The sequence below is a fragment of the Methanobrevibacter oralis genome, assembly GCF_001639275.1.
GTDB lineage: Archaea > Methanobacteriota > Methanobacteria > Methanobacteriales > Methanobacteriaceae > Methanocatella > Methanocatella oralis.
The window spans coordinates 1-6,538 of the sequence record NZ_LWMU01000096.1 but is presented as its reverse complement, the minus strand read 5'-3'; the positions used below and the strand labels follow the sequence as shown (position 1 = coordinate 6,538).

Sequence of the window (6,538 nt, the reverse complement as noted above, 5' to 3'; positions counted from 1 at the left end):
TAAGTTTCCAGGTATTGCCAACTTTAGTCCATTGACTAGTATCCCAACTATTATTTATTAAAGTTAAACCATTAGGAATCAACTCTTCAACAACCACACCATTAGCAACACTAGAACCTTTATTAGTTACAACAATAGTATAAGTAAGATTCTCACCAACATTAGCAATTGTTTTATCACTAATTTTGGTAACATTAAACTTAACATCAACAACCTCAAGAGTACCATTTCTAAGAACAATAGGCTTATTACCACGACCAGTATAATTACCAAAAACAGGATATAAACCCATATTAAGATTCACATAATAGTTAAGTTTTGCAAATCCTTCAATAGCTTCTGCACTACCAATATTAATACCATTAACAATGAAAGTTACATTTTTACCAGTAATGGTATTTGCCATGTCATCTGTAATAGTCGCCCATAGCTCAATAGTTTGCCCACGACTTATACGGACAGTTGTGTTATCTAAATAAGTTAAGTTAGCAACATAAACAATTTTATTGTTGTAGATTTCTTTACCTCCATTTGGTGTGACTACATTTGAGTTTTCCATTGTATTGTTTTTTAAGTAAATATTAGCGTTATTATATATTACTCCACCATTAATATTAGCTGAACTTCCAGTAAATTTATTATTAGTTACATTAACATTAGAACCATTAATATATATAGCTCCACCACTACCACTACTAGATGAATTAATGAAACTAGAAGCATTAATAATAGCACTATTAGTATTATTAGCACATATTGCTCCACCATGAGAATTAACACCCTTAGTAGAAGAATTCACAAAACTAGAACCATTAACATTAAGAGAACCCTTAGAATAGATAGCTCCACCACTAGAAAGATTACCAGTAGTAAATGAATTTTGGAAATTAGAATCACTAACACTAACACCGCCTAGCTCAGTACCTATAGCTCCACCAGGAGAATTCAAGTTGTTAGTAGAAGAATTTGTAAAATTAGAGCCAACAACACTAACATAACCCTCATAAACATATATAACTCCACCAGGAGAATTTTTACCTTCAGTGGAAGAATTAAGGAAACTAGAATTCTTAGCAATGACACTGCCTGCATAACAAGCTATAACTCCACCAGGAGAATTAATACCATTAGTATGGGAATTTATAAATGTTGAATTATTAATACTAGCATCATCAGTATATATAGCCCCACCGGAAGAAGAATCGCCATTAGTAAAAGAATTTAGGAAACTAGAACCATTAATAATAAAACCTATACTAGCAGCATATATAGCTCCACCACCAGAACCAGTACCATCAGTAGAAGAATTAATGAAATTAGAATCAATGACTTTAAAATTACCGCCAGAACTAAAAATAGCTCCACCAAAAGAACCAGTACCTTTAGTTGAAGAGTTTGTAAAATTAGAATCCTTAATAGTAACATTACTATTACCATTATGATGTATAGCTCCACCAAAAGAACCAGTACCATTAGTGGAAGAATTAACGAAATTTGAATCATCAACATTAACGACTGCACTTTGAACGAATATAGCTCCACCACTAGAACTATTGCCTTTAGTATAAGAATCAGTGAAGTTAGAACCTTTAACATTAAGGCTACCATAAGATATACATATAGCTCCACCACTAGAACTATTAGCTTTAGTATAAGAGTTTATAAAACTAGAATTACTAATAAGAGCATTGAGATTACCATCACTAGAACATATAGCTCCACCCTTAGAATTAACACCATTCGTATAAGAATTTAAGAATTTAGAATTTTTAACATTAAGACTGCCTACCTCAACATCTATAGCTCCACCATTAGAATTATCACCATTAGTTGAAGAGTTTATAAAACTAGAATCTGTAACATTAACAACTGCACTTTGAACGAATATAGCTCCACCACTTGAAAGTCCTCCAGTAGTTGAAGAGTTAGTAAAAGTGGAATCATCAACAACAATATTTCTATTATTAGTATAAGAAGGAGAACATATAACTCCACCATTACCCTTAGCTGAAGAATTAGTGAAAGTAGAACCATTAACAACAACATCAGCAGAATCCGTAAATATAACTCCACCATGACCATTAGCTGAAGAATTTACAAAATTAGAATCCTTAACATTAAGATGACTTGAAAAAATCCATATAGCTCCACCATCAGAATGATTACCACTAGTAGAAGAATTAGTGAAATTAGAATTAACAACATTAACAACACCAACTTCAATAAATATAGCTCCACCATTGGAGTTATCACCCTTAGTTGAAGAATTAATAAATTCAGAACCAGTAACATTAAAGTCATTAATAATACTTATAGCTCCACCAACAGAATACTTAGCATTAGTGGAAGAGTTAATAAAAGTACAGTTAGTAACATTACCAGAATAAGCAGATATGGATCCGCCAGCAGAACTTTCACCATTGGTGGATGAATTAATAAATCTGGAACCAATGATACTAATGGACTTACCAGAAAGTATAGCTCCACCACCAGAATTTTTACCCCTAGCTGAGGAGTTTGTGAAATTAGAATTTATAACACTAACAATACCAACATTACTACTTATGGCTCCACCACCTGAATTTACACCATTGGTGGAAGAGTTAGTGAAACTAGAATCGGCAACGCTAAGATTACCCTCTTTAATGTATATAGCTCCACCACCAGACATAAAGCCAGTAGTAGAAGAATTTACAAAGCTAGATTCCTTAATAGTAACATTATTAGTACTACCGGCATGATATATTACCCCACCACTAGATTTAGAATAGGAGTTTACAAAGCTAGAGCCATTAATAATGACCTCAGTATTTGCAGCATATATGACTCCACCAGAAGAATCTGTACCTTTAGTATATGAATTTATAAAATTAGAGCTATTAACACTAAGACTGCCTTTATTGATATATATGGCTCCTCCTTTAGCACGATTACCATTAGTTGAAGATTTTGTAAAATTAGAATTATCAATGCTAACATTACCTGATTCAACCCATATAGCTCCACCAGGAGAAAATTTAGCAATAGTGGAAGAATTTAAAAAGCTAGAATCCTTAACAATAAGATCACTAACAGAATGTATGGTTCCTCCAGGAGAATACTTTCCTTTAGTTGAGGAATTTACGAAAGTACAATTTGTAACATTAGCAATAATGGCACTTATAGTCCCACCAAGAGAAAGATTACCTTTAGTGTAAGAGTTTACAAAGATAGAGTTGATAACAGTTAGATAAGGTGGATCATAAGAAATATCCCCACCCATATATATGGCTCCCCCATTAGCATTTTGATTATCAGTACTGGAGTTTAAAAAGCTAGAGCCATTAACAATAAGATTAATATTAGAGGATATGGCTCCACCATGACCAGTAGCTGAAGAATTCACAAAACTACAATTAACAACATATAAAGTATTAGATCCATAATAAGAATCAAAATTTATAGCTCCACCAGAACCAGTAGCTGAAGAGTTCACAAAACTACAATTAACAACATGAATATCCTGCCAACCACCAGTTATATATATAGCTCCACCATAACCCGATGAAGAATTAATAAAAGTACAATTTGTAACATTACCTACCCCCATATTTATAGCTCCACCATGACCAGTAGCTGAAGAAGTAATAAAAGTACAATTTGTAACAATACCTGCATTAAATATCTCTATAGCTCCACCATAACTAGATGAAGAATTAACAAAACGAGAATTAGAAACGTTACCTCCAAGCATATATATTGCTCCACCAGTATGAGATGTACCATTAGTTGAAGAATTTATAAAAGTACAATTTGTAACATTACCATTTTCAGTAATATATATAGCTCCACCATGAACACTATAATGATAATGATTACTAAAAGCCATGGCTGAAGAATTTATAAAAGTAGAATTAATAACATTACCTTTAATAATTTTGTTATTATTATGAGAATCATGTGTAACAAAACATATAGCTCCACCTCCACTAGCACCATAGGAATGAACATTATAATAAACTGAAGAGTTTATAAAAGTAGAATTAATAACAGTTCCATAAATATTAGTATTTTGACTACCACCAACTGCAATGAGAGCTATAGTTCCTTTATCATAAGAAGTATCACCAGTATATGAAGAATTCACAAAACGAGAATTAATAACAATACCAGTAATATTTTTCTCCTTATTACCACGACCCTCAATCGTTATAACCCCATCAGAAGAGTTTGTAAAATTAGAATTAATAACCTTAAGATTAACATTACCATTATCACTCTTTGAGATACCTATAACATTACTAGAGTTTACAAAACTAGAATCACTAACACTAACACTAGCATTACCCTTATCTGCAATATGATTAATATTAATACCACCGTTACAGGAAATAAAACTAGAATCACTAACACTAACACTAACATTACTACTAACATATTGAAGAATTATAGCAAATCTACAAGAAACAAAAATAGAATTACTAATATTAGTGATATCCGTATTATATAAATCTATTTTATTAGAAGAGTTTGTAAAATTAGAATTAACAACACTAAAATTACCTTTAGAATTAGAATATATGGCTCCACCACTGGCCACACCACCAAAATTACCAGCTGAAGAATTCGCAAAACTAGAATTAATAACCCTTAAATTATTAGATCCGAAATAAGCACTAAAACATATAGCTCCACCAGAACCAGTAGCTGAAGAATTCACAAAACTAGAATTAACAACACTAACATTAAAACTAATAACACTATAGTAATTACTATTAACATATATAGCTCCACCAGAACCAGTAGCTGAAGAATTCACAAAGCTAGAATTAACAATACTAACATATTTAATATTAACATTAGGATAACCAAAAGGAGAAACCTCTATAGCTCCACCAGAAGAACCAGAACCATTAGTAGAAGAATTAACAAAACTAGAATTAACAACAATAATACTACATGCAACATTATTAGTATGGATGGATATGGCTCCACCAGAACTAGTAGCTGAAGAATTCACAAAACTAGAATTAACAACACTAACATTAAAAGCAGATATGGCTCCACCAGAACCAGTAGCTAAAGAATTCACAAAACTAGAATTAACAACACTAACATTAGAAGCAGATATGGCTCCACCAGAACCAGTAGCTAAAGAATTCACAAAACTAGAATTAACAACACTAACATTAGAAGCACATATAGCTCCACCAGAACCAATAGCTGAAGAATTCACAAAACTAGAATTAACAACACTAACATTAGAAGCATATATGGCTCCACCATGATGCAAAGTATCATTAGTTGAAGAATTCACAAAAGTACAATTTATAAATTTAAGATTATTATTCAACTCAATTGCACTAACTGCACCACCAACACCACTAGTTGTTTTACCATTAATTAGAATTAAATTAATAAAAGAGACATTCTGTCTATCTGTAACCTTGAATATACCGCTTATTTTTTTTGCATCTAAAGTAGATTTTTTATTAGGATTACTAACACTACCACCATGAATTCTAAGATCCTTATCAATCGTGATTGCATTACCATTACTAACATAGGTAGTATTATCTAAATAAATATCATCACCACTAGTAGCAGTGTCAATTTTATCTTGAACATCACTAAAACTACTATCAGCAGAAACATTAGCTATACTTATATATATTATAAGTATAAGTAAAGTTAAGATTATTAGTTTACGATTTATTTTAATCATTTATTAATATACCTCACATTTAATTTTTTTTAAATTAATTCATAAGATCGAAAATACATTTATTATAAACCAAAAATAATCATATTATCAACAAAAAAATATTTTTATTAATAGATAAATCAACCCTATTTAAACTTATATTAACAGAAAAAACATTTAAATTACTTAAAAAAAATTTAATTTTATTTAAAATAATACAAACATTTAAATGTTTACAATAAGTTAAGCTAATAAAAGCTCTAAAATTTATATTTAAAGCATTATGAATTGCATTAGCTATATTTCCACATACTTTTAGGGTAGACATTAACATTAATGTTTTTTCCCCCCCCCCATAATATATATTGCAGGGTTATAATTTGGTAAAAAGTAAAATGGGTTTTTATTAAAAAGAATTTTATTAACTTTTATATTATAAATAGCTAAAGCAGAATTTGTTTTATAATAAAAAGTATTTTGAACATTGGTTAATGTGATATTATTAAATATTTTTCCACTAAAATCCTTATTTTTAGTGTTTTTAGTAGTTTTATTAAAAATATTACTATAAATTAACTCTTTATATCTATTAAAAGCAGAATTGTCTTTAAATAGCATATCTATTAAAATTATCACTGTTAAAGTATATTTTTTTAATAAAAATATTTTAAACCACATTAATATTATTGTTGTAACTTCATAGTATAAATAAATTATCCCTTTCTATAGGGACTGTCAATTTGTTAGGTCTTGATTTCGGTTTTCGATCCAACCATTTTTTCTTGACATAATATAAGCAAACATGCCTTCAGGAGTTCTATAAATTCTTTTTGTGTGTTTATCTAATGTATTTCC

General features: G+C 30.2%; 2 protein-coding genes. Both read right to left on the bottom strand.

Annotation, left to right across the window (positions count from 1 at the left end; translation table 11 throughout):
- Positions 1-5,704, bottom strand: a 5,704-nt coding sequence (locus MBORA_RS08180; protein WP_156482714.1) for a beta strand repeat-containing protein, incomplete at its 3' end; no start/stop codon positions are given.
- Positions 5,705-6,016: 312 nt separating this feature from the next.
- On the bottom strand, positions 6,017-6,301 hold the full coding sequence (locus MBORA_RS08170; RefSeq protein WP_156482713.1) for a hypothetical protein: 285 nt from the start codon (positions 6,299-6,301) through the stop codon (positions 6,017-6,019).
- Positions 6,302-6,538: the final 237 nt, after the last annotated feature.

Bases quoted from the DNA above. Each gene is read 5' to 3' on its own strand.
- MBORA_RS08170 (WP_156482713.1), bottom strand. From the start codon at position 6,301: ATGCTATTTAAAGACAATTCTGCTTTTAATAGATATAAAGAGTTAATT.